General features: G+C 63.3%; 20 protein-coding genes and 1 riboswitch. Of the genes, 10 read left to right on the forward strand and 10 right to left on the reverse strand.

The features are described from left to right. The 3 genes from KH208_RS05110 to KH208_RS05120 form a co-directional block, all read left to right on the forward strand. Positions 1–412, forward strand: a 412-nt coding sequence (locus tag KH208_RS05110) for an OmpH family outer membrane protein (protein ID WP_291434414.1), incomplete at its 5' end; no start/stop codon positions are given. 2 nt (positions 413–414) lie between these two features. Further along, positions 415–621, forward strand: coding sequence for a hypothetical protein (locus tag KH208_RS05115; protein ID WP_291434416.1), 207 nt, complete (start codon positions 415–417; stop codon positions 619–621). Positions 622–634: 13 nt separating this feature from the next. Next, on the forward strand, positions 635–760 hold the full coding sequence (locus KH208_RS05120) for a hypothetical protein (protein WP_291434417.1): 126 nt from the start codon (positions 635–637) through the stop codon (positions 758–760). A 78-nt stretch (positions 761–838) separates the two neighbouring features. On the opposite strand, the gene KH208_RS05125 is transcribed toward KH208_RS05120, so the two are convergent. From KH208_RS05125 to KH208_RS05135, 3 genes are all read right to left on the reverse strand, one after another. After that, positions 839–1,270, reverse strand: a complete 432-nt coding sequence (locus KH208_RS05125) for a hypothetical protein (RefSeq protein WP_009303622.1) — start codon at positions 1,268–1,270, stop codon at positions 839–841. Between the two features lie 109 nt (positions 1,271–1,379). Then, a complete protein-coding gene (gene rbr / locus KH208_RS05130) occupies positions 1,380–1,955 on the reverse strand; it encodes a rubrerythrin (RefSeq protein ID WP_291434424.1) in 576 nt (191 codons plus the stop codon). A 674-nt stretch (positions 1,956–2,629) separates the two neighbouring features. Further along, a complete protein-coding gene (locus KH208_RS05135) occupies positions 2,630–3,106 on the reverse strand; it encodes a FlxA-like family protein (protein ID WP_291434425.1) in 477 nt (158 codons plus the stop codon). Positions 3,107–3,395: 289 nt separating this feature from the next. Here KH208_RS05135 and KH208_RS05140 point away from each other — a divergent pair, with 289 nt between their 5' ends. Further along, entirely contained in the window at positions 3,396–4,364 is a 969-nt protein-coding gene (locus KH208_RS05140; RefSeq protein WP_291434426.1) for a YgjP-like metallopeptidase domain-containing protein, read from the forward strand. A 25-nt stretch (positions 4,365–4,389) separates the two neighbouring features. Here KH208_RS05140 and KH208_RS05145 read toward each other — a convergent pair whose 3' ends face one another. Further along, positions 4,390–7,512, reverse strand: coding sequence for a sigma 54-interacting transcriptional regulator (locus KH208_RS05145; RefSeq protein WP_291434427.1), 3,123 nt, complete (start codon positions 7,510–7,512; stop codon positions 4,390–4,392). A 247-nt stretch (positions 7,513–7,759) separates the two neighbouring features. Here KH208_RS05145 and KH208_RS05150 point away from each other — a divergent pair, with 247 nt between their 5' ends. Both KH208_RS05150 and KH208_RS05155 read left to right on the forward strand, forming a co-directional pair. Further along, complete coding sequence (locus KH208_RS05150) at positions 7,760–9,370, forward strand: amidohydrolase (RefSeq protein WP_291434428.1); 1,611 nt, start codon at positions 7,760–7,762, stop codon at positions 9,368–9,370. A gap of 64 nt (positions 9,371–9,434) precedes the next feature. Beyond that, a complete protein-coding gene (locus tag KH208_RS05155) occupies positions 9,435–10,862 on the forward strand; it encodes a sodium:solute symporter (protein ID WP_291434429.1) in 1,428 nt (475 codons plus the stop codon). Positions 10,863–11,277: 415 nt separating this feature from the next. Here KH208_RS05155 and KH208_RS05160 read toward each other — a convergent pair whose 3' ends face one another. Together KH208_RS05160 and KH208_RS05165 are read right to left on the reverse strand one after the other, a co-directional pair. Beyond that, positions 11,278–11,937, reverse strand: a complete 660-nt coding sequence (locus KH208_RS05160; RefSeq protein ID WP_291434431.1) for a TrkA family potassium uptake protein — start codon at positions 11,935–11,937, stop codon at positions 11,278–11,280. A gap of 179 nt (positions 11,938–12,116) precedes the next feature. Beyond that, a complete protein-coding gene (locus tag KH208_RS05165) occupies positions 12,117–13,466 on the reverse strand; it encodes a TrkH family potassium uptake protein (RefSeq protein ID WP_291434433.1) in 1,350 nt (449 codons plus the stop codon). Positions 13,467–13,793: 327 nt separating this feature from the next. Between KH208_RS05165 and KH208_RS05170 the strand changes: the two genes are divergently transcribed. Beyond that, the gene (locus KH208_RS05170) at positions 13,794–17,321 is read left to right on the forward strand and encodes a response regulator (protein WP_291434435.1); all 3,528 of its coding nucleotides are present in this window, start codon (positions 13,794–13,796) and stop codon (positions 17,319–17,321) included. 89 nt (positions 17,322–17,410) lie between these two features. After that, a riboswitch (TPP riboswitch) is annotated at positions 17,411–17,545 on the forward strand. A gap of 57 nt (positions 17,546–17,602) precedes the next feature. Beyond that, a complete protein-coding gene (gene thiC, locus KH208_RS05175; RefSeq protein ID WP_291434436.1) occupies positions 17,603–18,883 on the forward strand; it encodes a phosphomethylpyrimidine synthase ThiC in 1,281 nt (426 codons plus the stop codon). Between the two features lie 742 nt (positions 18,884–19,625). Here the strand turns inward: thiC and ahpC are convergent. Together ahpC and KH208_RS05185 are read right to left on the reverse strand one after the other, a co-directional pair. Continuing rightward, positions 19,626–20,192 carry an alkyl hydroperoxide reductase subunit C gene (gene ahpC / locus KH208_RS05180; RefSeq protein WP_291434438.1) on the reverse strand — a complete coding sequence of 189 codons (567 nt, stop codon included), beginning with the start codon at positions 20,190–20,192 and terminating at the stop codon, positions 19,626–19,628. Between the two features lie 247 nt (positions 20,193–20,439). Continuing rightward, positions 20,440–21,351 (reverse strand): EamA family transporter, encoded by a 912-nt coding sequence (locus KH208_RS05185; protein ID WP_291434440.1) that lies wholly within the window; start codon positions 21,349–21,351, stop codon positions 20,440–20,442. A 527-nt stretch (positions 21,352–21,878) separates the two neighbouring features. Between KH208_RS05185 and KH208_RS05190 the strand changes: the two genes are divergently transcribed. Then, on the forward strand, positions 21,879–22,334 hold the full coding sequence (locus KH208_RS05190) for a Fur family transcriptional regulator (protein ID WP_291434442.1): 456 nt from the start codon (positions 21,879–21,881) through the stop codon (positions 22,332–22,334). 248 nt (positions 22,335–22,582) lie between these two features. Beyond that, positions 22,583–22,750, forward strand: coding sequence for a hypothetical protein (locus KH208_RS05195; RefSeq protein WP_291434444.1), 168 nt, complete (start codon positions 22,583–22,585; stop codon positions 22,748–22,750). A gap of 258 nt (positions 22,751–23,008) precedes the next feature. Here the strand turns inward: KH208_RS05195 and KH208_RS05200 are convergent, their stop codons facing one another. Both KH208_RS05200 and uvrA read right to left on the reverse strand, forming a co-directional pair. Further along, positions 23,009–23,311 (reverse strand): Dabb family protein, encoded by a 303-nt coding sequence (locus tag KH208_RS05200; protein ID WP_291434446.1) that lies wholly within the window; start codon positions 23,309–23,311, stop codon positions 23,009–23,011. A gap of 64 nt (positions 23,312–23,375) precedes the next feature. Further along, positions 23,376–26,342, reverse strand: coding sequence for an excinuclease ABC subunit UvrA (gene uvrA / locus KH208_RS05205; RefSeq protein WP_291434448.1), 2,967 nt, complete (start codon positions 26,340–26,342; stop codon positions 23,376–23,378). Between the last annotated feature and the right edge of the window lie 10 nt (positions 26,343–26,352).

Below are 26,352 nucleotides of genomic sequence, written 5' to 3' on the forward strand. Positions count from 1 at the left end.
GGGCTTTGCCGACCTGCAAAAAGCCTGGGCCAAAGCTCCGGACAAGGAGCGCGAGGCCGTGCTGCGCGACGGCGCGCTGACCCTCCGCCGCCAGATGGCGGCCGAAGAAGCAGCCGTACAAAATGTCGTCAACGGCCTGCTTCTGGAAGAGGTCAAAGCCTGGCGCAAGGCCCACAAGGCTGCCCTGGTTCTGCCCCGGCAGAATGTGCTGGACGCCGACGACACGCTGGACATCACGGCAAGCGTGCTCAAGGGCATGGACACCCGCAAGGCCGTCTTCCCGGCGTTGCCCGTGGTGTCCGTCAAGCTGCCCGGCGCGGAGCAAAAAGCCGCGCCCCAAGCGCCCGCTCAGGCGGGCCAGACGGACAAAACCCCGGCCGCGCCCCGCACTCCGGACAGGAAAAAGAGGTAGCCATGAGCAAAGAGGAAAAGAACGCCGCCAACGCCGATGCGGCGCAAAGCCAACAAATCCGCGTGGCCCTGAACAGCGCGCGGCTCCGCACGTCCTACGCCAATGTCTTCCAGACCCGCTGCACGGCCGAGGAAATCATCCTCTGCTATCATCCTCTGCTGCGGCCTGAGTCAGCCCGAAAGCCTGAACACCCAGGACGGCGGTACTGAAAACGTCCTGGCCGTGGACCTGGACCGGCGCATCGTCATGACCCCGGCCTCGGCCCAACGCCTGCTCCTGGCTCTGGACCGCACGCTCAGGGAGCATGCCGCCCGTTTCAGCGGCAATAGCGGCGGGGAAAACGCCTGACACGAGTAACCCGGCAAACGCGGCAAGGCCCCCGCATTCCGATGGATGCGGGGGCCTTGCCGTCTGAGGGAAATAAGCTCAGGCCATGAACGCGTCGTACAGATCAATGCCGGTCCAGCACTCATAGAGCACCAGAATCATCAGGATGGTATTGCCCACTCCGTGAATCAGCGGCAGCCAGAAACGCTTTTTCTTGTATTTGTTCATGATCCCGCCGGTGATCAGTCCCAGAATGGACAGAACGATGATCGGCCAGGCCAGGGTGGCATGGATGCCGGTGATATGCGTGGCTCCGAACAGGCTGTGCGTCACGTAAAAGCCGAAGGCCCCGGCCGTCCAGAGCAGCAGCCCCACAGTGCCCAGGCGCACGTGGGTCCGCCAGGGAAAAATGACCTTGCGGCCCCGCAGCATTTCAATGCGCTTCCAGCCCTGCCACATGGCAAGCAGGCCGATCAGCACCGCCAGGCTCTGCATGGCCGGATGCACCCAAAGAACCAATGTATCCCACATAGCACAATCTCCGGTAATAACGGCATGGCGACGTCCGACGCGCCACGCAAAAAAAGCCCGCGCGCCTCCTGCGAAAGAGGGCCGCGCGGGCGGGCATGGAACAACAGATTTAGAACGTGTAATTCAGCTCTTCAAAATAGGCTTTGGGATGGGCACAGGCGGGGCAGACGTCCGGCGCGCCGGTGCCTTCCACCAGACAGCCGCAATTGAGGCAGCGCCACACGGTGGGTTTGGAGCGCATGAACATGCGGCCTTCCTTGATGTCGCCGGCCAGCTTCAGGAAGCGCTTTTCATGATAGGCTTCGGCCACGGCGATGTTGCGCATGACCGAGGCGATTTCGGAAAAGCCTTCCTTGGCGGCCACATCGGCAAAAGAAGGATACATCTGGGTATGTTCGTAATTCTCGCCGCTGGCGGCCTCGATCAGATTGGCCTCGCTGCCCGCGATGACGCCGGCGGGATAGGCGGCCTGAATTTCCACTTCGCCGCCTTCCAGGAACTTGAACAGGCGCTTGGCGTGCTCTTTTTCCTGCAGGGCCGTTTCAGTAAAGATGTCACGCACGAACACGTAACCGTCTTCCTTGGCCTTGGAGGCGAAGTAATCATAACGATTACGGGCCTGGGATTCACCGGCGAACGCGGTCAGAATATTTTTTTCGGTCTGGGTGCCTTTCAGCGATTTCATAACTACCTCAACTCTGAACATGCCAGGCATGGTTGAACAGTTGAAAAGACAAAGAGATAGAGCAGTCGGCGCATTTCATGCGCTAACTGCTCTACAAGGATTTGTCTGCAAACCCTTGTCACGAAATGCGGGCAGGCGGGCTTTGCTCGCCGTAAGCGAGCATTTCAAGTGTCAAATGCTCTGAACCCGCTCTCCCCTACTTCTTTTTCATAACCTTTATCAATTTGCCTGTCAAGGCATGCCCGCACCCGCTTTATGACAATCGAATGAGCGCTTCCTCTCCGGATACGCATTTGATTCCATCCGTGCGTCTTCCTTCCTTAAGACCCGCGAACACAGCCGACGCAGTCGGCAAGTGAGCGGAGGCTGGTTTTGCGGGAATTTTGCAAAATTGGCGATTTTTTCGTGTGGGCAAGGCAGCGACGCGTTTTTGAGCGGAGACCGACCGGAAGGCGGCCCAAAGGGCCGTGCCCGTTGGCGAGTAGAGCGAGCCTTACGGGCATCGCGAGCAGAGCTGTACTCAAGTACGCGAGCATCAAAAACGCGCCGATAACGCCGCCCACGCGGAAAAGGCGGATTTTGTAAAATAACCGCAACGCTACAGGAAGCCTGACGCAAGAGCATTTTTCTTTTTCGTTCTATTTATTCGATTGTCCTGGTGCCCGCTTATGGCCTCAGGCCTGTTCGGCGGCGTTGAGCTGGGCCTCCAGGGCCGCGATCTGGGATTGCAGGGCGTTCATCTTGCTGGTGACGCCCGCATCCGCCCCGCCGCCGCTCAACTGGGAAGCCAGGCTCATAAGCTGGCTCTTGAGCGACTCAATCTGCTTCTTGATGGCTTCCGTGCTGTCGCCGCCCGAAGCGGACGCGCCGCCCGATCCGCCGCTGGCCCCGCCGCCCTGAGCCTCGGACGCTTCGGTTTCTTCACCGCCGCTGTTCCGGTTTGCATCCGCGGTTGTCGTTGTGGGGCTGCCCTTGTCGTACTGGTGAATTTTTTCCGAAAAAAGCTTCCTGGCCTCATCGGAAATGTCCACTGTATCGCCGGAAGAACCGCTCTGCCCTGTGGACGAGGATTTTTGCGAAGAGGAATCCACGCCGCTGAGGGCGTTGAGGTCCCAAAGACCGCTTGTGCTGTAGGCGGATCCGATTTCCATGGTTGCGCTCCTGTGCTGGCTGGAGGATGTCGTCATGAGATGGATTTTCGTGTTATGTCAAGGAGAACGAGCCTTTTATGCAGGGAGTGTACTCTTATGGTACTCGACCGAAATAAAAGGCGATGTTCGACGCGGAGATAACCGGAAAGACACTCATGGCGACAGCCTCCGGGAAAATATTGCTCCCGCTGGTTGTCCCCGGCCCATACAAAGCAAATTCCGCGCCAAGAACGTCCGGGCTGTCGGCACACCGCTTTACAGCCTCTTCGGCCTGTGGCAGCCTGCCGCCATGCCTGCAAAAATTGCCGCTCCCGCGCCGGACGCCACGGCGGACTTCACGCTTGCCGACGGTACGCGGCTCACGGCCCGCGTGCGCCGTTCGGCCCGCGCCCGGCGGGCGCGCCTGAGCCTGACCCCGGACGGCGGCTTGTTGCTGACGGTGCCCGGCCATTGGCCCCCCTCCGCCGTTGACCGGACCCTGCCCCGCTTTCTGCCCTGGCTGGAACGGGCCTGGCAGCGGCATCAGCGCCGCGCGCCGGAAAGAGGCCTGCCGAGCGCTGTGGTCCTGCCCCTGCCGGGTCTGGAGTTCCGGGTGGAAACGGGCGGAGATCTGGCCGAGGGGCGGCGGCACAGCCAGGCCCGCGCGCATTCCCTGTTGGTCAGCCAAGGGGCGCGCCGCCTTCTGCTGCTGGAAACGCCGGGCCTGCTGCGCCTGTTCGGCCCGCCGGGGGACGCGGCCCTGGGCGCTCTGGCCCTGCGCCGCTGGTGCCGGGAGCGGGCCGCCCGTCTGCTGCCGCCCTACCTGCTGCACCTGGCCGCCAGGGAAGGTTTTGCCGTGTCCGGCGTGAGCGTGCGGGACCAGCGGAGCCGCTGGGGCAGTTGTTCGCGGGTCCGGCCGGACGCGCGGGAACAACGCGCCGCCCGTCCGCGCCGTGGCGTCAGCTTCAAGGATTTTCTGGGCAGGCTGCTGGGCGGGGACAGTGGAAATGACCCGGACGACGGCGCTGCCGTACAGGACGCGGCGGGAAACATCAACCTGAACTGGCGGGCTCTGCTCCTGCCCGTGCCCCTGCTGGAGCACCTCTGCTGGCACGAGCTCTGCCATCTGCGCCAGATGAACCACTCCCCGGCCTACAGGGCCGAACTGGCGCGCTTTTCACCGCACTGGCCGGACATGGAAAAAGAGCTCAACCGCGCCTGGCGCGACCTGCCCTGGTGGGCCCTGCCCGGAACCGGCCCGGACGAGCGGGACCGCTGAAGACTACCGGTAACCGGCACCCATTCTATCCCCGCCCGCAGGCTATGCCGTGCCTGCGCAGTTTGGCGTAAAGGGTGGGAATCTTCATGCGCAGCAGCGCCGCCGCCCCGCCTTCGCCCCGCACCCTGCCTTTGGCCAGCCGCATGACCCGGCGCAGGTAGAGCGCCTCGGCCTCCTCCAGGGTCGGCAGGTTTTCCGGCGCAACCGGGCCTTCCGGGAGGGACGGTTGCGCCTGTCCGCCTTCCTTGTCTCCGGCGGCTGCCGCCGGTCCGCCGTGCAGCCCGAACAGCAGGGGCAATCCGCCGCCCCGGTGCAGAATCACGGCCCTTTCCACAAGACTGCGCAGTTCCCGGATGTTGCCGGGCCAGGCATACGCCAGCAGTTCCCCGGCCTGCGTCTCGCTGAGCGGGGGAACGGTTTTGCCGTAGCGGCGGGCGAAGTGGCGGATGAAGGCGTTGGTCAGCGGCAGGATGTCCTGCTTGCGCCTGCGCAGGGGCGGCAGGGTCAGCGGGAACACGGCAATGCGGTAGAGGAGGTCCTGCCGGAAACGCCGCTCGCGCACCTCCTGCCAGAGATCGCGGTTGGTGGCCGCGATGAGCCGGAAGCGCGAATGCAGCTCCCTGGTGCCGCCCACGCGCATGAAACGCCGCTCCTGCAGAACGCGCAACAGTTTGGTCTGCACCAGGGGCGACATTTCGCCGATCTCGTCAATGAACAGCGTGCCCTGATCGGCCATTTCAAACAGGCCGATCTTCTGTTTGAGCGCGCCGGTGAACGCGCCCCGCTCATGCCCGAAAAATTCGCTCTCAAAAAGACTCTCGACCATGCCCGCCGGATGCACGGGAATGAACGGCCCCGGCCGCCCGCTGGCCGTGTGGATGTGCCGGGCCATGAGCTCCTTGCCCGTGCCCGTCTCGCCGCAGATCAGGATGGGCACGTCCGTGACGGCCCCGCTCGCGGCCTGAAGCAGAAGGTCGTGCAGACCTTCGCGCAGCACCAGGCAGTCGTCGCGGTCTTCCCGCAGAAAAATCGTGCGCAATTTGTCATGCTGCCGGGCTATTTGCCGCTCCCTGAAGGCTTCCAGGCGCAGGATCGCGCGCAGTTCCGCGGCCAGCAGGCGGCCTCCCCGCAAGAGATCCTCCGCCGGAACAGTCTCCGAAGGCGGGCCCGCCGCATACAGGCTGCTCATCCACAACAGCCAGGGACGGCCGTCGCTCTCGGCCAGACGCAGCACCAGGCCGTGGCGCTCGTGCCGCAGCAGCGGACGGCGGCTTCGCCGCGCGGCCTCGGCCAGCCAGTCCAGGCAGGGGCGCATGGCCGGGGAGCGCAGTTCCAGGGCGGACACGTTGGCGATATGCGCAAAGCGCGGCTCCCCTCCCTCGCCGGGCCGGAAAAGTCCGCCGCGCTCCTGACGGAAGGCATCCATGGCCGCCCGCACAAAGTGCTGCAGGGCCTCCTCGCGGGTATCGGGCAGGTCAAGCACGCTGAAAATGGCGTGACAGCGCTCGGACACGCTCTTGCCCGCCATTCCGGCCTCGGAGAAGGCCGCCCCGAAAAGCTCGAAAGCCGCCGGGCGCACTTCCATGCAGGCCCGGCAGGCCTCGTGGTATTCCACGCCGCTCAGATCCCGCCCCGTGGCCTCGCGCACCATATCATGCAGCAGCCTGGCCTCCCCGGCATCGCCGTCGCGGGCCCGGGCCCGGGCCAGAACGTGAACCGTGAGGGTCAGGGCGTGCGGATCGCCCAGAACGCGGAAAATCTCCAGGCTTTGCCGCAGCAGGGCCACGGCGTCGCGCGGCAGTGCTGCCGCATCCAGCAGTTGCAGGGCCCGGATGCGCATGGCCGTGCCTTTCAGATGCCGGTTGGCTCCCTGCAGAAAGCGCCGCAGCAGGGGGTCGGCTTCATAGCCGGGAATGGCCGGCCAGCCGTTGCGCGAAAAAACGTACAGCATGTCCAGCACCAGGGGATCCTTGAACGTCACGGGCTTGTCGCCCCGCGCCAGCAGACGCCGGGTCCGGACATCCAGCAGGGTGTGCGCCCCGCGCGCGTCGCCCTCCATGAAAAGCAGCAGGGCATGCGCCCTGGTGACGTGGGAATGTACGATGGCGTGTTCCGCATAGAGCGGCGAAGCCTCCAGACCGCGCAGCACGGCGCGCATGCGCTGCCTGTCGCCCTTGCGCAGGAGCAGAAAGCAGGAATTGCTCCGGAACATGGCCGCCGTGAGCTCGTCTCCGGCCAGCACGGCCTTGCGCTGAAAGTGCTCCACGCTGCCGAGCGCGAAATGGAACTGATGCAGATAGCCCGCGCTGAACAGGGCGCAGACCCCCAGGGTGTCGTAAAAGCGGCGGTGGCACCAGGCCATGTCTTCGGGGCAGCGATTGAAACAGGCGATGATTTCTTTGAGATCCCCGCGCAGATAGGCCAGTTGCCCCTCGAACAGGGGCAGAAGGCTGTCCTCTTCCGGCCCCAGGAAAGCCTTGACCGTATTCAGGGCCGCTTCCAGCCTGTCGGCCAGACGGCTGGAGTTATTGCCCACAAAAACGTGCAGATAAAGGCGGGAAAGCAGCAGCATGGCCATGAAGCGCTCATTGCCGCTGTTGCGGGCCATGTGATAGGCGCGCGCCGTCAGGCGCAGGATTTTGCGCAGCAGGGAGAGAGAACTCAACGGGAAGCCCTGCAGGGCGAAGAGCAGGTTCAGAAAGTCGCCGTCCAGAGCCGCCGGGTCGGCGGCGCGGCGCGCGCACCAGCGCATCAGAAAAGCCACCAGCACTTCCAGCAGGGGCACCAGTTCCACGTCCGCATGGCCGCCTGTCCAGCCGCCGCGCAGGATGTCCGCGCACCGGCGCGGTCCGGCCCCCTCGTCGAGCAGGCTCAGAAGGGCTCCGGCCCGATGTTCCGGCGGCCAGAGGCCCGCGAAGAGCCGTGCCCGGACAAAAGCCCCGGCCGCGGGGCCCGCCCGCCAGCATGGCGTGCCGCCGGGCACGCGCTCCGCCATGCGCAGGCGCTCCAGTGCGGCCAGATCCTGTTTTCGGGCCGCATCGCCGGACCGCGCGGCCTCGCCCGTGAGCCAACGGAGCTCATCGGCGCTCAGGGGACGGGGGGCAAGATACAGGGCCAGAACATGGGCCGCTTGGCCGGGCGACAGCATGGCGGGACTCCTTCAGGCGCGCATCCGCGCCTCCACGGCTTTGTATACAAAATTATATTTATTCAAAATCAAAGACAAGTTTTGAATAAATTTTCATAAAACATAGCGCCATTCTTCTCTTTACCACAAATAACTCTCTGTTTTCTAATAGCATTTTTCAGAAAAGCTGCTGGCACCTCCCTTGCTCCATACGGAGTACGGGCCGCCCTCCACGCGGTCCGAAATTCCGCTCCACACGAGGTGCCGTATGCAATGTTGCGAAAAGACCCTGTATCACAATGGCCGCATCGTCACGCTGGACGCCGGGGACCGCACGGCTGAAGCCGTTCTGACGGCGGGCGGCCGCATTGAAGCCGTGGGCGGGGCGGCGGAACTGCGCCGCCTGGGCGGCCCGCGCCTGAAAGAAACGGATCTGGACGGGCTGACCGTCTATCCCGGCTTCATCGACACTCACAGCCACCCGGACATGCTCGCCGCCTGGGCCCCCTATGCCTACTGCGGCGGCACGGCCGACCTGGCCTCGGCCCTGGACATTCTGCAACGGCACGGCCGGGAGCAGGATCAGCCCGTTCCCATGGGTTACGGCTTCGACGACACGGCCGTGACCGAACAGCGCGGCCCGAACCTGGCCGAAATGGACGCCCTTTTTCCGGACAGGCCCGCGCTGCTGCTGCACATCTCCATCCACGCGGCCTACGTCAACAGCCGCATGTACGGCCTGCTGGGCATTTCCCCGGAACGGCCTTCGGACAATCCGGACGCGGTCTGCGAAAACGGCCGCCCCAACGGCCTGATCACCGAAACTTTGGCCCTGGAAGCCCTGGGCAAGCTGCCGCCCGTGACAACCACGACCCTGAAACAGGGCCTGCTCCGCGCCGTGGAAAGCTACAACGCCCAAGGCTTCACGGCCTGCATCGGCGGCGGCGCGGGCCTCGGCGGGCTCACGCCCTGGATGGTTTACGAGGCTCTGGCCGGGCTGGAGCTTGAGGGCCGCCTGCACCTCCATGTGCACATGCCCGTGTTCGCGGACTGGTTTGAGCGGGTGCTGGAAACGGGCCTGCTGGCCGGAACAGGCTCGCCCCTGCTGCGCTTCCACGGCATCAAGCTGCTCGTGGACGGCTCCATCCAGGCCTATACCGCCGCCGTGCCCGAGGGCTATCACAGCCGCCCCGAAACGCGGCCCGCCCCCATCATTCCCCAGAAAGAACTGGAGAACGCCGTCTTCAAAGCCCACAGCGCGGGCCAGCAGGCCGTCATCCACGGCAACGGCAACGGCGCTGTCGAAGCCGCCGTCCGCGCCGTGGAAAAAGCCCAGGCCCGCTGCCCCCGCAACGACCCGCGCCACCTGCTCATCCACTGCCAGATGGCGTCGGACGAACAAATGGCGCGCATGAAGGCCGTGGGCCTGTGGCCCTCCTTTTTCGGCCTGCACGTCTGGAACTGGGGCGACCGCCACCACGACATCTTTCTCGGACCGGAGCGCGCCGCGCGCATTGACCCCTGCGGCGGCGCGGCGCGTCTGGGCCTGCCCTTCTCCCTGCACGCCGACACCCCGGTGCTGCCGCAGATGACCATGCAATCCATCCACACCGCCGTGAACCGGCGCACGCGCGCGGGCCGCCTGCTGGGCCCGGACCAACGCGTGTGCGTTTTGGACGCCCTGCGCGCCTACACCACCGATGCGGCGGCCATGTGCTTCGAGGAAGACCGGCGAGGCAGCATCGAACCCGGCAAGCTGGCCGACTTCACCTTTCTGGATGCGGATCCGCGCGCCGTTGCGCCGGAAGACATCAACAAAGTCAACATCATCTCCGTGATCAGCATGGGCCGCCCGGTTTGGGGCGCTCTGAAGGACTGACGGTTTCCGCTTCCCATATGAAAAGCCGCCCGGACGGGCGGCGCCACAGCACGAGGAGGATTCCATGGGCTGGTATCTCGGCTACATCATCGTCTATTTCCTGATCATGTTCGGCATCGGCTTTTACTATTTCCTGAAGGTCAAGAACGCCGACGACTATCTCATCGGCGGCTGGAGCATGGGCTTCTGGCCCATTGTGGGCACGGTCATCAGCACCTGGTGCGGGGCTTCGGTCTTTATCGGCACCGTGGGCCTGGGCTTCCAGGTAGGGGCTTCGGGCTATATCCGTTTCAGCCTTGCCAGCGTCATCTTCACTCTGATTCTGATCCTGGCCTTCGGCCGCGCCCTGCGCCGCCAGCGCCTCTACACCCTGGCCGACCTTTTCGGGCAGCGTTTCGGCGTGCGCGCGGGCATCATTCCCTCCCTGCTCTCGGCCGTGGTCTACGCCATTCCCACCACGGCCATGCAGTATCTTGCCATGTCCACCATCTGGTCGGCCTGCTTCGGCATGGACGTGGGCAACGCGCTGGTTCTCTCGGCCGTGCTGGTGCTGGCCTTCACCGTGCTGGGCGGCCTGCCCGGCACCATCGTCACCGACGCCCTCCAGGCCGTACTGATCATCACGGGCATCGTCGTCCTGGCCGTGGCCTCCGTGAGCCTGGCCGGGGGCATGGGGCCCATGCTGGCCGCCACCCCGCCGGAATTTCTCTCGCCCTCGGGACCATACGGGGCCAAGGAGGCGGCCCTGTTCTTCATCTCCGTGGGGCCTTTTTATCTGGTCTGGCAATCCTCCTGGCAGCGCATCTTCGCCGCCAAGTCCGAAAAGGTCTCGCTCAACGCCAATACCCTGGGCGTGCTGATCTGCTGCGGGGTCTTTGTCTGCCCCATTCTCATCGGTCTGGCCGCCCGGCAGTTCCTGCCCCCGGACATCAACCCGGACCTGATCTTTTCCACCGTGACGCGCGATCTGCTGCCCCCTTACGTGGGCGGCCTGATCTACTGCGCCCTGCTGGCCGCGCTGGTGACCGGGGCAGACTCCTTCATCCTGCAGGGATCGTCCAACCTGACCCATGATTTCTACCGCCAGCTCATCAATCCCAAGGCCGACAACCGGCGGCTCATGCTGGTTTCGCGCCTCACCGTGGCCCTGGTGGCTCTGGCCGCGCTGTGGGTGGCCTTTAACTTCACGGGCATCATCGCCATCTACCAGTGGGCCCTGCGCCTGACGGCCACCACCATCGTGCTGCCTTTCCTCGCCACCATGCTCTGGCGCGGCCTGACCCGCGCCGGGGTTATGGCGGGCATGTTGGGCGGCCTGGTCTCCACCGTGCTCTGGCCCTATCTGGGCCTGGACTTCGACCAGACCCTGTTCGGCTTTCTTTTCAGCGCGCTGGGCGTGTTCGGCGTGAGCCTGGTCACCCGGCACCATCCCGAGGAGCATGTGGCCGCCGTGCTGTGGGAAGATCTGCCCACCGCGGGCATGCGGCGCTGAAGCTGACGCACTCCGGACGCATGAGACCTCGGCCTCCCCCAACGGCAGCGTCCCGCGAAAATTCGCGGGACGCTGCTTCATCGGCTCGAAATAAACGGAAAGTTCCAGAGTGGTTCAACGTTGAAATGCGCTAACGCCGAACACGGTGAGGCGCGCCGCGAAGCCCGACCCGACGGGCGGCCCGAAGGGCCGTCCCCGTCGGCGGCAACGGAACCATACGGGGACCGACAGCGGCGATAACCGCGTTTTTTATCGGAATGACCCCTTTGAAACGCGGAGCGTTTCAAAGACGATCCGCTCCAGGTGTAATGTTTCAAGAGGCTGTTCACCCTGCCTCGAATCGGTAAAGGCGGAGTTAGCGGACAACAGCAAACCGAGCCGAGGACAGAGTGAACAGCCTCTTGAAACATTACACCTAGGGTTGCAGATCGCCCATGGAATCCGCCCTCCCGGCCACCACCAGGGTGTCGCCGCGATGCAGCACCGTGCGCGCCGGGGGCACGAAAATGAAAGAGCGCTCGCCCACCGGGCGAATGCCCATGACCATCACATTGAAGCGCTGCATGAGGTTGAGGTCCACCAGAGTTTTGCCGTCCCAATGGTCCACGCGCAACTCCTGAATGGCGATGCCCCCGTATTTGGGGATCAGGTCCAGCATGCCCGGATAGGTGAGCTGGTGGGCGGCCATGACCGCCGCGTCGGTCTCCGGCACCAGGGCGCGGTCCACACGCAAGCGCTGGAGGATCTTGCGATGCTCCTCGTTGGAGGCTTTGACCAGGATTCTCGGGCCGCCCAGTTCCTGTACGTTGAGCGTGACGTTCAGGGACTGTTCCACGCTCTGCCCCACGCTGATCACCACCCAGTCCAGATCCTGGATGTGCAGGGAACGCAGCACGCTGATGTTGGTGGCGTCGGCCCGATAGACCGAATCCAGCGCCTCCTCGGCCAGTTGCACGCGGGTTTCGGACATGTCGATGCCCACCACGGTATGCCCCAGGGAAACCAGGGCGGTAGCCATGCGCAGGCCGAACTTGCCGAGGCCGATGATCCCGATCTCCAGTTTTTTTTCAGGCATGCCGTCTCCTTAACTATTTTGGCAGGTACCCGCGCCCTGTTTTTCAGCGAGCCCGGCAATTGAGATTTTTGCGGCGCTGGCCAGGCAAGCGAATTTTTTATAACGGGCGTGAACTCTTCGGTTCACAACCGGAATAAAAAACGAAGCCCGGCGCGGCCAACGGCGAAAAGGCCGCCTGTTTAGCCGATGGGGAGCTGGGCTTCGGCTACGGTATACGCCTTCCTCGGCTGCAAACTCTGCACGGCCATGAGCAGGCTGAGCAGGCCCACGCGTCCGGCAAACATATTGAAGATGATAATCATTTTGCCTTCCGCGCTCAAATCCGGGGTCAGGTTCATGGAAAGGCCCACCGTGCCCAGGGCGGATACGGACTCGAAGAGCAGGCGCAGCATGGAGACGCCCTCGCGTCCGGTGCGGTGCAGGATGCCGTTTTCCGTGATGCTCAGCAAAAAGGTCGAGACCGCGATGAGCATGGAATAGAGAAAAAAGAGGGTCAGGGCTCGGGTGACGTTTCCCTTGGGCACGCCGCGCTGTTCCAGCACGATCTGCCGGTCGCCGCGGAACTGGGCGGCCACATAGCCCGCCAGCACCCGGAAGGTGACCACCTTGATGCCGCCCGCGCACGAGCCGGGCCCGGCGCCGATGAACATCAGGGCCATAAGCACCATGAGGCTCGCCTCGCTCAGGGCGGTCATGTCCACGCTGTTGAAACCGGCGGTGCGGGCGATCACGGACTGGAAAAAAGAGGTGATCGCCAGGTCAAAGCCGTCGCCCACGCTCTGCTCGTTGCCCGCCCGGAAAAATTCGATGCAGAAAATCAGCACGGTGCCCGCCACGATCAGAAACAGGCTGGTCTTGACCACCAGGCGGCTGAAACGGCTCAGACGATGCACAGGAGCGCCGAACCTGCCGCCGCTGAGCAGGCCCAGGAATTCACGCAGCACCCCGAAGCCGATGCCGCCCAGAATGACGCTGCCCGCGATCACCAGGTTGACCACCGGATCATCGCGGAATGGCATCAGATTGTCGGGACTCAGGGCAAAGCCCGCGTTGCAGAAGGAGGAAACGGCGTGAAAAACCGCGCTGAAGGGATGAAAAAAGCGGGGGTCATGCAGATAGAGCAACACGGCGGCCAGGGCTTCGATGCTGAAAACCAGAACCAGCACCTGGCGCACAAAAGCCGCCAGATTGAAATCGCCGCCCAGCAGGGCCTGGCTGACCGCCTCGCGATTGGTAAAGGGCACGTTGTTGCGCCAGAGCAGAAAGATGATGCTCGTATAGGTCATGACCCCGAGGCCGCCCAACTGGATCAGGAAGAGCAGCACGCCCTGGCCGAAGGGACTGAGCACCGAACTGATGTCCACGGGCGTGAGCCCGGTGACGCAGACCGCCGAGGTCGCCAGAAAGCAGGCGTCCAGGGTTTGCAGCTCCCGGCCCGGGTGCCAGCTCGGCGGCAGGCAGAGCAGCACGGTGCCCAGGGCGATGGCCCCCAGAAAGGAGAAGACCGGCCAGGTAAGAGGACTGAACAAACGCTTGCACCGCATTGGAGTGGTGTATTCCAGGCGTGGGGGGATTGCAAGGCGCGCCGTCCGCGCCAAAGCCGGTTCAGCCCTTCGGCCCCGAAGGGTCCGCGCATGCAAGCCCCTGCGGATCCCGGCGCGGGCGGACTTATGGGAGACGGAAAAGGTCTGCCCCGGAGGGAGAACGGGCATGAGCCGGCATATTTTTTCGCCCGGCGCCCGGCGGCCTTGCCTGACGCCGCGCCAGGGGCTAAAGTAATCGCGCTGTCCTCTTTCATACTTATTCAATTCCGCAACGGATGCGCCCCGTTGGAATCCCCTGTCGATGAGGATGCCATGGCCGTTACTTCTCCGGGCAAGACATGCATGCAGATGGAACACCGCCGTGTCCTGTTGGGCGCGAGCCTTCTCTGCCTGGGCATTCTGGCCCTGTCCGTCTTTTCCTGCTGGAGTTTTTCCAGCCTGCTCGCAAGCCAGACCAGCGACCACGCGGTCAAGCTCGCCCGTTTGTCCATCAGCAAGGATCTGGCCCTGCGCGCCTGGGTGGCCGATCTCGGCGGGCTTTACGCGCCGGTGACCCCGGGCACGCCCCCCAATCCCTGGCTGGCCCCTGAAAACCGCGATTTCACCCTGAGCAACGGCATGGCCGTCACCCGCATCAACCCGGCTTATGCCTTCCGCCTGGTGCAGGAGCGCTGGATGAAGGCTTCCACCGGCCAGGGGCGGCTGGTGAGCCTCAGGCCCATCAGACCCGCGAATCAGGCCGACCCGTGGGAAGCCGCCGCGCTGGAGGAATTGATCCGCAACGGCGGCGAGGAAAAGCTCGGCCTGGACGATACCGGCGGGCAAAAGCGGGTCCGCCTGATCCATATCCTGCGGGCCGAAAAAAATTGCCTGACCTGTCATGCGGTTCAGGGATACAGGGAAGGCGAGGTGATCGGCGGGCTCAGCGTCAGTCCGCCGTTGGCGGAAATGGCCCGGATGCAAGAGACGCTGAGCGGCAAAATCACTCTGCTGCACTTTCTTTTCGCCCTGTTCTGCATTCTGGGCGTGGCCTGGTTCAGCATGCGACTGCTGCGGCGCATTGACCAGCGCAACGCCGCGCGGAACGCGCTCCAGCAGCTGGCCGACAGCCTGGAGCGGCGCGTGGAGGAACGCACCCGCCAGTTGAGAGCCTCCCAGGCGCACAGCCTGCGCCTGCTCAATGCCACCAGCGACGGCATCATCGGCATGGACACAATGGGAACCGTCACCTTCATGAACCACGCCGTGCAATCCATCTTGGGGTATGAAGAAAACGAACTGATCGGTAAAACGCTGCACGAAACCCTGCACAGCCGTTGCCTGGACGGCACGCCCAACCCCAGGGAATCCTGTCCTCTGTGCAGGGCGCGGTTGAATTCAGGCAAAATACGCTTTGAGATGGAACCGTTTCTGCATAAAAACGGTGAACTCGTACTGGTCAGCGGCAGCATTGCGCCCATCCGCGATAAAGACCGCGTCACCGGGGCTATCGTGGCCTTCCACAACATCGGGGAAGCCTACAAGACCGAACTGTTGCAGCGCACCATTTTCGACAATGCCGGCGACGCCTTTTTCCTCTGGGACGAAAATCATGCCCTGCTGACCTGCAACGCCACCGCGCTTACATGGTTGGGCGCGTCTTCAGTGGAGCAGGTTCGGGACCATATTCTGAATTTCCAGATGCCCGTGCAGGCAGACGGCACACCCACGCCTCAGGCCATGGATGATATTTTCGAGCGTTGCGCCAAAAGCGGCCTTGAGCATTCAGGCTGGATATTCCGCCACGCCGATGGCAGTCCGCTCCCCTGCGATGGCGTACTGGTCAAGATCGTCTCGCCTTTCGGCACGGCCTTTTTCACCTCCGTACACGACTTGCGCGATATTCAGGCCTATGAAAAAATCCTGGAAAATGAACGCCGACTTCTGCAGGCCATCATCAAGGCCGCGCCCTCGGCCATGCTGATCTGCTCCGCCGAGGACGAGGCGCTTATGTTCAATCCCGCGGCCGCAAGCCTGGCGGGCCTGGCCGCCGGGGAAAACTGCTCGGGCATCTGGGCGGATTATCAGGGCTATCTCGATCTCTGCGCCGGGGCCGGGCAGGACCGCCCGGCGGTCAACATTCCCATGGCCGTCCGGCGGCTGGACGCCCCGGACGGCCCGTGCCGGGAAACCCTCGCCGGCATCAGCACCATCAATTACCGGGGCAATCCGGCCCTGCTGATCTGGCTTCAGGACATCACCGAACTCAGGGCCGCGCGCCTGGCGGCGGAGGCCTCCACCCGCGCCAAAAGCGATTTCCTGGCGCGCATGAGCCACGAAATCCGCACGCCCATGAACGCCATTCTGGGCATGACCCACCTGCTGCTCCAAACCCCTGTGGACGAACGCCAGCGCCACTATCTGGAAAGCACCCAGCAAGCCGCGCGCAATCTGCTGGGCCTGCTCAACGACATTCTCGACTTCTCCAAAATCGAAGCCGGACGCATGACCATGGAACATGCGCCCTTCCTCATTTCGGAAGTGTTGGAAAATATTGCGGATCTGCTCGTTTTCAGCGCTGCTGAAAAGGGTCTTGAACTGCTCTTTTACGTGGGGCCGGACGTGCCCTACGTTCTGGTGGGCGACAGGCTGCGTTTTTCGCAGGTGCTGACCAATCTCGCCAACAACGCTCTCAAGTTCACCCATCAGGGATCGGTGACCCTCAACGTATACCTGGAGTCCAAAGACGCGCATCAGGCGCGCCTGCGGGTGGAGGTGCGCGACACGGGCATCGGCCTGACCAGGGAACAGGCCGGCAAGCTGTTCCAAGCCTTCCAGCAGGTGGACACCTCAACCACCCGGCGTTACGGCGGCACCGGCCTGGGGCTGGCGATCTGCGAGCGCCTGGTGGGTATGATGGACGGCCGGATCTGGGTGGAGAGCGAACCGGACAAGGGCAGCGTCTTCGCCTTTACCGCCGTTCTGGATCTCGGCGAGGAGGTACCCGTGGACGCCGCCCCAAGAGAATTTCGCGGCAGGCGCCTGCTGCTGGCCGCCGGTTCCCCCGCATGCCGTGACGTGCTGACGCGCCTGCTGGGCGACCTGGGCATGGCGGTGCGCGCCGTGGATTCCGGCACGGCGGCCCTGGAGGCGGCGCGCGCCGCCCAGGCGGAGGGCGCGCCTTTTGATCTGGCCCTGGTGGACCAGAATCTGCCGGAAAAGGGCGGCCTGGACTGCGCGGCGGCTCTGGGACGGCTCGGCAACGGCGCTCTGCCCCGTCTGCTGCTCGTTCCGGCTTTCCATGTGGATCAGTACCGCGACGCGCCCGGCCTGGACGCCGGGACGCGCATCCTCTCCAAGCCCGTCTGGCGGGCCTCCCTGCGCAATGCCATTGTGGCGGCCCTGGGCCTTGATCTGCCTCCCATCCCCTTGCGTGGGTGCATGGAGCAGGACGAGCCCGACGATATGCGCGCCATTGCGGGCGCGCGCGTTCTTCTGGCCGAGGACAATGAAATCAACCAGGAAGTGGCCCTCAATCTCCTGGAAGACCTGGGCATGCGGGTCACCCTCGCCAAGGACGGGGCCGAGGCCGTGGAGCTCTGCCGCGGACGATCCTTTGACCTGATCTTCATGGACATTCAGATGCCAGTCATGGACGGGCTGACCGCCACCCGCGAAATACGCGCGCTGCCGGGGGCAGGGCCGTCCGGGCCGCCGATCATCGCCATGACGGCCCATGCCATGAGCGGCGACCGCGAAAAAAGCCTGGAAGCGGGCATGAACGATCATATCACCAAGCCCATTGATCCCCGGATTCTCAGACGGAAGCTGTGCGCCTGGCTGGCGCGCAAGGCAGCGTAGGCCTTTCGCCGCCAACGGCAAGCCTACGGCGCCGCCCGTTGAGCACGCGTACAAAGTCCTTTACAGCGTCACGGGGCCAAGCTATAGATGACGGGAGCTAGGGGAGCCGCGCGGGATGTGTTTTGCGAAAACGCGTTCAGGGCGGCTGAGAGTGGGGAATCAGCCCCAGACCCTGTGAACCTGACGCAGTTCGCACTGCCGGAGGGAAGCTGCAGCCGCACCCGCTTTCCCCGCAGGTTGTGGCTTTTTTTGCGCCCTGCGTCGCAACCCGCGAGGCACTCATGTCATCTTCGCTCTGCTCGAAAAACGCCGCCCTGCGCGGCCTGCTCGACCGGCATCTGGCCGCCCTGGCCCAGGAGGAAGGTCTGGCCCCCGAAGCCATCACCAGCGCCCTGGAAGAGGGCAGCATGGTGCTTCTGGGCAACCCGGCCCATGAAGGGCTCAAGCCCATCCTGGTGGGCCAGCCCTCCCGGATCAAGGTCAACGCCAACCTCGGCACGTCGCCGCTCTGCAACTGCCCGGAAACCGAGAACAACAAGATCAAGGCAGCCCTGGACGCCGGGGCCGACACGGTCATGGACCTGTCCATCGCCGGAGACCTGGACGCCATCCGCGCGGGCATGCTCAAAGCCTGCCCCCTGCCCCTGGGCACGGTGCCCATGTACGCCGTGGGCCAGCAGATCCTGGACGCCGAGCGCGACATCAGCAGCATGAAGCCGGACGACCTGTTCGCTGAAATCGAAAAGCAGGCCCGCCAGGGCGTGGATTTCGTCACCGTGCACTGCGGGCTTTCCCGGCGCGGCGCGGAGCTGGCCGTCAAGGACAACCGCGTGCTGGGCATTGTTTCGCGCGGCGGCTCCATGCTGGCCCGCTGGATGTTGGAAAACGGCCGCGAAAATCCGCTGCTGGAATATTTCGACCGCCTGCTGGACATCTGCCTGCCCTACAACGTCACCCTGTCCCTGGGCGACGGCCTGCGCCCCGGCGCGGGCGTGGACGCGGGCGACGCCGCCCAGTGGGAGGAAGTGATCAACCTGGGCCAGCTCGCCAGATACGCCCTGGAAAAGGGCGTGCAGTGCATGATCGAAGGTCCGGGCCACGTGCCGCTGCATCAGGTGCGCACCCAGATCCAGGGCATCAAGCGCCTGACCAACAACGCGCCCCTCTATGTGCTGGGGCCGCTGTGTTGCGACAGCGCGCCCGGCTATGACCACATTGCCGGGGCCATCGGCGGCGCTCTGGGCGTGGAAGCCGGTGTGGACTTTCTCTGCTATCTGACCCCGGCCGAGCATTTGACTCTGCCGGATGTGGACGACGTGCGCGCCGGCGTGATGGCCTCGCGCGTGGCCGCCCATGTGGGCGAAGTGGCCCTGGGACGGCCCAGGGCCGTCGAACGCGAAGCCGCCATGAACGCCGCCCGCAAGGCTCTGGACTGGGAAGGCATGTCCAGGGCGGCCCTGGACCCGGCCCAGCTCGCCAAACGCCGGGAGGCCCACAAGAGCGAGGAAGTCTGCGCCATGTGCGGGAAGTTCTGCTCGGTGAAGATGCTGCGCGGCCATTAGGAGCCATTTCTAAATTGTCCTTTCGCCCTCTGCCTGCGTTAGGCTCGCCCCGTGCGAAGGTCGAATATGTTTGAATAGACTCCCTTCGCCCAGGACTCGCCTTCCTTGGCAGAGAACGAAAATACTTATTTAGAAACAGCTCCCAGAGCGGATTCACGTTAAAAATCTACATTCTTAACGTTTAAAGACTCTCACTTCGGCGCTTGACAGCGCAAATAAATTGCACTTACGCCTTCGTGGCGGGCAATTTTAAAGTGAAATTGCTCTAGGGCCTGTTGACACTACTGGGATTTTTTTGCCGACAAGGAGAACAAGCCTTTTATGAAAGGAGTGTACTCTTCTGGTACTCGCTTCAGCCGTTGCGACGAAGGAAGCTACGGATGAGGACAGCAATGAGTTACACAAAACTCCTCTCATCGAAATCACTGTCGCTATCCGTAACACAGCAGAGCTGTGAACGGCTAGCGCGACTGGAATAAAAGGCGAAGTTCGACAAAGCCAGCGGGCAAAAGAATGTAGTGTCAACATGACCTAAGCTGAGCAAAATGATTAATGAGTAACGAAAAAGCCCGGCGTGATCTCTCACGCCGGGCTTTTTCGTTACACCATGCATCCGGCAGGCGTGATTTTTTGCTCGCCGGCAAGGCAAACAAGCGGCCCGGCGCGGGAACGTAGCTTGCTACGTGACCAAGCCGGGCCGCACGGTTTAACGCCGCCAGCGACAAAAAGGCGCGTCTGCCGCCTACAGTTTGCCCACCAGATCCAGACCGGGCTTCAAGGTCGCCGCGCCGGGCTTCCATTTGGCCGGGCAGACCTGGTCGCCGTGCTCGGCGACGAATTGCGCGGCTTCCAGCTTGCGCACCAGTTCGTCGGCATTGCGGCCGATGCCCAGGTCGTGCACCTCATAGGCCTTGATTTCGCCTTGGGGATTGATGATAAAAGTGCCGCGCAGGGCCTGGCCCGTCTCTTCAATGTAAACCCCGAAAAAGCGGGAAAGCCAGGTGGCGCTGTCCGAAAGCATGGGATAGCGGATCTTGGCAATGCTTTTGGAGGCGTCGGCCCAGGCTTTGTGCACATAGGCGCTGTCCGTGGACACGGAGTAAATTTCGCAATTCAGTTTCCGGAACTGGTCGTAATGGTCGGAAAGGTCTTCCAGCTCCGTGGGGCAGACAAAAGTGAAGTCCGCCGGATAGAAGAAAATAACCGACCAGTGTCCCTGCAGATCCGCCTCGCTGATATCCTTCAGCTCGCCGTTGTGAAAGGCCTGGACGGTGAAGGGTTCCACTTTCTTATTGATCAGACTTTCCATGATGCTTTCCTTTATGCTGAAGAAGCGTAGCTTGCTTCCGTTGTTGAGGATTTCTGAACTCAGCGTCTTGACTTAATGAAAATGATATTCATTTCTTATTAGACTTGTCAAGCCTTCAGCCGGTCAGAGCAGAAAAATCATACACCGGACGCTTTCCACCGGCAAGACGCGAAATTCTCAAGGAAATCCCGCGAAAAAACGCGGCGTTACGCGGGTCCGGGGCAGCCGCCGGGCATTTTGGTCATATTCATTTATTGTGCTTGTGCCAGAGCACGAAAAAGACCGAGCCCACGGTCAGGCAACAGGCCAGGATCATACGGCCCGAAACGGTTTCTCCACCCAGCCACCAGCCGAGGAAAATGCCGATAATCGGCACCACGTATTCATAGGAGACGGCCGTGGCGATGGAAACATGGGTCAGCAGCCAGAAATAGCTGGAATAGGCGATGATGGAGCCCCCGACGGTCATCCAGGCGAATGCCAGTACAACTTCGGTCCGCAGATTCTCCCAACGGGTCATGGCCGCCTCGCCGCAGGCAAAGCCCAGCAGCAGGCTTTCCAGGCCGCCGATAAGCAGCAGCAGGCCGCAGGACTGCAGGGCCGAAAGCCGGGTGGACAGGGGAAAACGCCGCGTCAGCAGAGAACCGGTCACCCAGCCCAAGGTAGCCCCGAAAACCCAGAAGATGCCGCCCAGGCTGCTCTGCTCCGCGCCGGAACCGGTCTGGCTGAAGCCCAGCAGGGCCAGGCCGCACAGGCCTCCGGCCAGTCCCAGCCACTGCATGGCCGAGGGACGCTGCTCGCCGCCGAACAGCCAGGCCCCCACCAGCATGGAAATGGGCGTGGAACCGGTAACCACGGCGGCCACGCCGGAAGAAACGTATTCCTGCCCCTTGCCCAGAAAGCCGCTGGCCATCAGGACCATGAACACGGCAAGCCAGCAGGCGTGCCGCCAGTCGGCGCGCGAGGGGCGTTGCCAGCGGCCCGTGCAGACGATGGCCGCGCAGAGCAACAGCCCGGCCAGAAGCATGCGCGAACCGCAGGCCAGAAAAGGTCCCAGCACTTCCAGGGTGAATTCGAAGCCGATATACGTGGAGCCCCAGGAAATATAAACCAGAAAGAGGTTGAGCAGAATTTTCAGACTCAGAGGGGAAAGGCGCACGGCGGAACTCCTTGACGCTCGGGCATTCCCGCATTCCGCGCGGGAAAGCGCGGGGGACGCCGTGCGCCGCCGGTTTTCAGGCGGCGCGGGCCGGACAGCCTTCGCCTTTTGGCGCGGACGGCCGTCGGGAATTGTCATTCCTGGGGGCTAAAATTTCGAGCCTGTTTATGCCCTCAATTTTCGCCGGCTCATGGCGGCTACGCCGCCGAAAAATTTTACGGGTTCTGTGTGTCTCATTTTTCAAATCAGGCAGCGGGCGCTGCTGTTTTTTATGTTCAATACATTGCGCGGCAACTCTGCCGCCGTGCATTGGCGCGTGCCGCAAGGCGCGGAAAAGGCGCGGCGTTCGCCGTTTCCTTGACATGCATCCTTACGGACCCGGCGGCGGTTCACTTTTTCCAAGTTGAAGTGCTCTATCCGGGCGGGTATCTTCTGTCAAGCCGCCGGAGCAAAGACGGCCCGATCCGGCCGCGCGGACCACTTGGCAGAAAGGCACACCCCGTGCTAAAAGATTATGGGGGTTGGTTATGTCCAAACAAAACAACGCGTCCCTGGCGGACTTTCTGGACTTCATGAGCCGCAAAGGGCTGAACACCACATCCCAGCGACGCGTCATTGCCGAAGCGTTTTTTGAACTCCCCGGCCACCATTCGCTGGAAGAGTTCTATCAATATATTCTGGGGCGCGATCCGGGCATCGGACAGACCACGGTCTACCGCACGCTCAAGCTGCTCTGCGACGCCGGGCTGGCCATGGAAATCCATTTCAGCGACGGCATCACCCGCTATGAAGTGGCCCGGCCCGACAGCCACCACGACCATATCGTCTGCCTCTCCTGCGGCAAAATCGTGGAAATCTGCGATCAGCGCATCGAAAAACTGCAGCGTGAACTGGCGGAAAAGCACGGGTTCAGCCTGAACGGCCATGTGCATAATCTCTATGGCCTGTGCGCGGACTGCCGCACGGCCAAAGCCAAGGCCTGAACGCGGCCCGGTCTGATCCGCCGCCTGAACGGCTCAGGCCGCTTCGCATGATGGACAGCCCTGCCGGTTGCGGTCTTTTTTATACGGCCATAACGAACTTGACATTCATTTTCATAAGAGACATACTTGATTTGTGACGGAAAGGCGGCGTCAGTACATCCGCGACCTCACGCGCCTGTTCCCGCCCGGCTCCGTGAGAGCCGTATCCCGGCGCGCCCGCACGGGCAAATCAAGCAAAGGTGAAACTCATGGACATGCAATTGCTGCTGATCATTATCTGCGTGGCTGCCGCGCTTTTCTTCATCGGCCGTCGTTTCTACCTCTGCCTGCGTAAAGGGCAGTGCTCCTGCGGCTGCGAAAACGACGGCAAAAAAAACTGCTGCCAGGGCGGCTGCTCCGGCCATAAGCTGCCCTGACCCCGCTTCAGCGTACCTCCTCCACACCCACACGACGGCAAAGCCTCCCGCTTTTACAGGCGGGAGGCTTTCGGCATTAGAGCGTTTTGCTATTGAAAAATCCCAACGCTCTGTGCGGATTTTCACGGAAAATCCGTACCGCGAAATTATCGCAAGGCGAATTTACTTCGCCGTTACACAATAATTTTAAGCGCAAAAAGCTCTACAGTGCCCGCCATGCTAGGGAAAGGCGGGATGGAATGATCTGTCCAAAAGGGCTTACACGGCGTAATCGAGCGCCTGGCGCGAGGCGCTGACGGCCTTGACCAGCCTGCCGAACTCCAGATGGACGGGATGCCCGGCATAGGCCTCCAACCCGGCCATGTCGTCATGCAGGGATTGCAGCACTACCTGCACGGGCACTGTGCTCGTGGGCTGGATTTCATAGGAAACCTCCACGGAACGCACCGAAGGGATGCCGCTGAGCGGCGCCGAGGCCTCTTTGATGCGCCGGGCGTTTTCCGCCGCCGTATGCCCGTCCGCCTCGTCCTGAAGCGTCCACCAGACAATATGCCGGATCATGCTTTTCTCCTTGGTTGAATGCCGGGCCGCAGGCTTGCGGCCGTGCCTTTCAGAAATCAGCGCCTCAGTTTTTGCGGCGCTTGAGCCGGTCCGTGCGTTCCTGCATCAGGAAGCGCCCGGTCACGGACTCGGGATCGGCCACAATGGCCTCGGGCGTGCCCGCCGAAACGATCAGCCCGCCGTTTTCGCCGCCGCCGGGGCCCATGTCCAGCACGTGGTCCGAAGCCAGGATCATGTCCGTATTGTGCTCGATGACCACCACGCTGGCCCCCTTGTCCACCAGGGCGTGCAGCACCTTGATCAGCTTGCCCACCTCATGCATGTGCAGGCCGGTGGTGGGTTCGTCCAGAATGTACATGGTGCCGGGCAGAGAGCGCTTGCCCAGTTCGCGCGAGATCTTGATGCGCTGGGCTTCGCCGCCGGACAGCGTGGTGGCGGGCTGGCCCAGGCGCAGATATTCCAGGCCCACTTCCTCCAGCACGGCCAGCCGCCGCTCCAGGCCGGGATAGTTCTCAAAAAGCTGCCGGGCCTGGCGCACGGTAAGATCCAGCACTTCCGCGATGTTCAGGCCCTTGTAGCGCACTTCCAGGGTTTCGTGATTATAGCGTTTGCCCTTGCAGACGTCGCAGGTCACATAGACGTCGGGCAGAAAGTGCATTTCCACCCGGATCTGGCCGTCGCCGCCGCAGGCCTCGCAACGGCCGCCGCGCACGTTGAAGCTGAAGCGCCCCGGCTTGTAGCCGCGCTTGCGCGCGTCCGGGGTCATGGAAAAGATGTTGCGGATCTCGTCGAAGATTTTGGTATAGGTGGCCGGATTGGAGCGCGGCGTGCGCCCGATGGGCGTCTGGTCGATGGCCACGATGCGCTCCACGGGCGCGCCGTCGCCCTCATAGCTCAAGCCCCCGATGGCGCCGGGCTGGTCCACGCGCAGGCCCAAGTTCAGGGCCAGATGCTTGTAGAGCGTGTCCACCACCAGCGAACTCTTGCCCGAGCCGGACACGCCGGTCACGCAGGTCAGCACGCCCAGGGGGATGCGGCAGTCAATGCCGCGCAGGTTGTTGGTGGTCACGTTGCGCAGCAGGAGTTCGCCCTGGGGTTCGCGCCGGGCGTCGGGCAGGGGGATGGATTCGTCCCCGCGCAGATAGCGGGCCGTCAACGTGTCGGCCTTGCCCAGCAGATCGTCCACCGGGCCCTGGAACATCAGCTCCCCGCCCTGCGAGCCGGAGCCGGGCCCCAGTTCGATGACCGTGTCCGCCGCGCAGATGGTGGCCTCGTCGTGCTCCACCACCAGCACGGTATTGCCGCGCGCCTGGAGAGAGCGCAGGGTGCCCAGCAGGCGCTCGTTGTCGCGCGGGTGCAGGCCGATGGAGGGCTCGTCCAGCACATAGGTCACGCCCACCAGGCCCGAACCCCGTTGCGAGGCCAGACGGATGCGCTGGGCCTCGCCGCCGGACAGCGTGCTCATGGAGCGGCCCAGAGAGATATATTCCAGGCCCACGTTGCGCATGAAGGAGAGACGGAAGGTCAGTTCCTTGAGCAGGGGTTCGGCAATCAGGGCATGGCGGCCCGTGAAGCTCCGCTTTTCCAGCCATTCCAGGCCCCGCTCCACGGAAAGCGCGCAGAACTGGGCGATGTTCAGATCGTCCACGCGCACTGACAAGGCCTCGGCATTGAGGCGCGCGCCCTTGCAGTCCGGGCAGTCCATGGACTGGCGGAAGCGGGCCAGCACTTCCCGCCAGGCCTCGCCGTACTGCATGCCCTTTTCCAGCAGGGGAATGACGCCGGGCCAGCGCTTGTCGCTCACGGCCAGCGCGCTCTGGGCTTGCTGGGCCTCCGCGAAATGCTCGCTCTGGTAGTCGCCGGACGCGCCCAGGGCCACATTGCCGCCCATCCAGTTACGGCGCAGCCCCAAAGACCCGGCTGCGGGCTTGCCGTGCTCGTCCTCGCCGTAGAACAGGGCGGCCAGAGCCGCATCCGAAAACTGATCCAACGGCGTGGAGAGCATGAATTTGAAACGCTTGCCCAGAGCCTTGAGCGCCGGTTCGTAACGGCTGAACATCTTGTCCGTGGCCCAGGGCAGCAACGCGCCGGTGTTCAGCGAAAGCCCCCGGTTGGGCGCGATGAGGCGCGGCTCGAAATAGTCCACGCTGCCCAGGCCCACGCAACGCGGGCAGGCCCCCTGCGGGCCGTTGAAGGAAAAAAGCTGCGGGCTGGGCGCGGGCAGGGAAATATGACAGTGCGGGCAGACCGAGGTGGTGGAATGGATGGTGTCGCGTTCGGCCTCCGACCCGTCTTTGCCCTTATCCGGCTCATGCAGCACCAGACGGCCTTCGCCGTAGCGCAGGGCCAGCTCCACGGAGTCGGCCAGCCGCCCCCGGATGCCTTCCTTGTTCACCAGGCGGTCCACCACCAGGTCGATGCTGTGCTTCTTGTTCTTGTCCAGGGCGGGCACGTCGTCCAGAGTGTAAGACGCGCCGTCCACGCGCACCCTGGCAAAGCCTTCGGCCTTGAGCTTCTTGAACTTGTCCAGATGGGTGCCCTTCTGCAATTCCACCAGCGGGGCCAGGACCATGAACTTGGTTCCCTGCGGCAGGGCCAGGATGTCGCCGATGATCTCGTCGGCGGCGCGGGCCTCAATGGGACGGCCGCACTGGGGGCAGTACATGCGGCCCAGACGCGCGAAAAAGACGCGTAAAAAGTCGTGAATCTCCGTCACCGTGCCCACGGTGGAACGGGGATTGCGCGAAACGCTCTGCTGCTCCAGAGAAATGGCCGGGGAAAGACCCTCAATCTTCTCCACGTCCGGCTTGTCCATCTGAGGCAGGAACTGCCGGGCGTAGGCTGAAAGGGATTCCACATAGCGGCGCTGCCCCTCGGCATAGACGATGTCGAAGGCCAGGGTGGATTTGCCCGAACCGGACGGCCCGCAGATCACCACCAGTTCGTCGCGGGGGATGTCCAGGCTGATGTTTTTGAGATTATGCTGACGGGCCTTTTCAATATGGATGCAGGGCTTGTTGTCCGTTTTCATGGAGTGTTAT

The sequence above is a fragment of the Desulfovibrio sp. genome (assembly GCF_018379785.1).
Taxonomy (GTDB): domain Bacteria; phylum Desulfobacterota; class Desulfovibrionia; order Desulfovibrionales; family Desulfovibrionaceae; genus Desulfovibrio.